A 2,793-nucleotide genomic window follows, 5' to 3' on the forward strand; every position below is an offset into this window, starting at 1 on the left:
CCCGAGCCGTGCCTGGCCGAAGACTCCGGACGATACGCGGTCAAGCACAACCCGTTCATGTACTACCCGTCCGTAACGGATGACCGCGATTTCTGCTCCAACCACGTGGTACCCCTTGACCGGCTGGACGAGGACCTGAAGACCGCCCAAAGCCTGCCGGACTACGTCTTCATCACACCCGACATGTGCAGCGACACCCATGACTGCCCGGTCCGGACCGGCGACGACTGGCTGTCCCGGCAGGTTCCCAAAATCCTCGCCTCACCGGCGTTCACCACAAAGAACTCCCTTCTGGCGATCACCTATGACGAGGGGAGCGGTGCCAGCAACCAGGTTGTCACCGTCCTTGCCGGACCCGCGGCGCGGAAAGGCTACATCTCGGACACCCGCTACACGCACTATTCCCTGCTGCGCACGATTGAAGACGCGTGGGGGCTGGACCCGCTGACGGACAATGACCGGAACGCCGCGTCCATGGCCGAGTTGCTGGACTAGCTGGGGCTGGCTGTTCGCAGCGGGACAGCGCTGATAGGAAGAGTGTTGTGAACCCCCTGATGACCTGAACCAGCGCCTCGCCGCAGAGCTCGACGATTACGTCTACAACATCGGCAACCGGCCCGACAACGCATGGCTGCGCTTCATGGTGGTGTTCCAGGGCGCGTTCTGCGCTGCCGTCGGCGGGGGCCTCAGCTTCGTGCTCGGCGCCTGCGCCGGTGTCGAAGACGGCTACGCGCTCATGGGGCTCATTGCGCTGGGCGGCGTTGCGGGCCTGTGGTGGTGCCTGGCTGCCATGCGGCGCGTTGGACGCAGGAATAAGGCCGAATACGGCCGGCACGGCGGCACCCCGCGGGAACCAGCGACCTCCTCTTCGGCGCCGTGGTCTACAAGATCATGCCGGACGGCCGCTGGAAGTGGCCGGAACCAAGCTCCGGCGGGGGATGACCCGTTGCCCGGGCGTATCCGGTGCGCCAGGCTGGGGTTATCGGTGGGGACACAAAAAAGGCCCCGGAATCCATGGGATTCCAGGGCCTTTTCCTGTTGTGCGCGGAGGGGGACTTGAACCCCCACCCCCTTTCGAGGACTAGCACCTCAAGCTAGCGCGTCTGCCATTCCGCCACCCGCGCAGGTGGTATTCGGTGAACCTTTTCGCCTTTCAGCGTTTCGGTTTTCTCCGAAGCAGCGAGAAAGACTCTAGCATGAAGTTTCCCGAAACAAATAATCGGGGCCCGGCGGGGCATGTGGGTAGGCTGAAGCGAGCAACCGAGCCGACGCCACGAGGAGTGACCATGACTGAAATCAGGCCCGAGGACGAAGTCGTCAGAATCTGCCAGGAACTGATCCGGATCGATACGTCCAACTACGGTGACGGTTCCGGCCCGGGTGAGCGGGCCGCCGCCGAATACACCGCGGGGCTGATGACCGAAGTGGGGCTGGACGCCGAGATCTTCGAGTCCGCCCCGGGCCGCGCCAGCGTGGTGACCAGGCTTGCCGGGGAGGACCCGTCCGCCAGCGCCCTCGTGGTCCACGGGCACCTGGATGTTGTCCCTGCACTCCGCGAACAGTGGTCGGTGGATCCCTTCGGCGCCGAACTCAGGGACGGCATGATCTGGGGCCGGGGCGCCGTGGACATGAAGGACATGGACGCCATGATCCTCGCCGTCCTGCGGAATTTTGCCCGCACCGGGCGCAAGCCCAAGCGGGACCTGATCTTCGCGTTCTTCGCCGACGAAGAAGCCGGCGGCACCTACGGGGCGCGCTACGCGATCGAGAAGCGGCCCGAACTCTTCGACGGCGCCACCGAGGCCATCTCCGAGGTCGGCGGCTTCTCCGCCACCATCGGCGGCCAGCGCACCTACCTGCTCCAGACCGCAGAAAAGGGCCTGTCCTGGCTCCGTCTCGTCGCCCACGGCCGCGCGGGCCACGGCTCCCAGATCAACACGGACAACGCCGTCACGCGGCTGGCCAGTGCAGTGTCCCGGATCGGTGAATACCGGTGGCCGGTGGAACTGACCCCCACCACCCGGCAGTTCCTCGACGGCGTGACGGAACTCACGGGCGTGGAGTTCGACCCTGACGACCCGGACAAGATCCTCAAGGAACTCGGCACTGTGGCCCGCTTCGTCGGCGCCACCCTGCAGAACACCACCAACCCCACCCTGCTCAAAGGCGGTTACAAGCACAACGTGATCCCCGAATCAGCCGAGGCCCTCATTGACTGCCGCACCCTGCCCGGCCAGGAGCAGCACGTCCTCGAAGTCGTGCGGGAGCTTGCCGGCAAGGGCGTGGACGTGAGCTACGTCCACAACGACGTCTCCCTGGAGGTTCCGTTCGCCGGCAACCTCGTGGACTCCATGATCGACGCGCTGCACGCCGAGGACCCGGGCGCCAAGGTTCTGCCGTACACCCTCTCCGGCGGCACGGACAACAAGTCCCTCAGCCGGCTCGGCATCACCGGCTACGGCTTCGCCCCGCTCCAGCTCCCGGACGAACTGGACTTCACCGGGATGTTCCACGGCGTGGACGAACGCGTCCCCACCGAATCCCTGAAATTTGGCGCACGGGTCCTGGATACCCTGCTCACCAACTACTGAGACCGGAATGACGACGCCGATGAGCCCTGAAGACGTCCTGCCCGATGCCCTGCTGGAACGGATCCGCGGCCGCGCCGCCGGCTACGACCGGGACAACGCGTTTTTCCATGAGGATCTGGCGGAGCTGGCGGCGACAGGCTACCTGAAGATCTTCGTACCGGCCTCCGACGGCGGCCTGGGACTCGGGCTCGCGGCTGCGGCG

The 2,793-nt window shown here is 65.7% G+C and carries 2 protein-coding genes, 1 tRNA gene and 1 pseudogene; 3 read left to right on the top strand and 1 reads right to left on the bottom strand.

The features are described 5' to 3' along the window. Positions 1–495: alkaline phosphatase family protein (locus tag K789_RS0110435; RefSeq protein ID WP_024366708.1), on the top strand; the 495-nt coding region annotated here is incomplete at its 5' end. Between the two features lie 546 nt (positions 496–1,041). On the opposite strand, the gene K789_RS0110440 is transcribed toward K789_RS0110435, so the two are convergent. Beyond that, a tRNA-Leu gene (locus K789_RS0110440) sits at positions 1,042–1,124 on the bottom strand. Positions 1,125–1,286: 162 nt separating this feature from the next. Between K789_RS0110440 and K789_RS0110445 the strand changes: the two genes are divergently transcribed. After that, positions 1,287–2,591: a M20/M25/M40 family metallo-hydrolase gene (locus K789_RS0110445; protein WP_024366709.1), complete on the top strand. Its 1,305-nt coding sequence runs from the start codon at positions 1,287–1,289 to the stop codon at positions 2,589–2,591. Positions 2,592–2,610: 19 nt separating this feature from the next. Further along, positions 2,611–2,793: pseudogene (locus K789_RS0110450) on the top strand (acyl-CoA dehydrogenase); the annotation flags it as partial.

Origin of the sequence: Arthrobacter sp. TB 26 (assembly GCF_000427315.1) — a bacterium.
Taxonomy (GTDB): domain Bacteria; phylum Actinomycetota; class Actinomycetes; order Actinomycetales; family Micrococcaceae; genus Arthrobacter.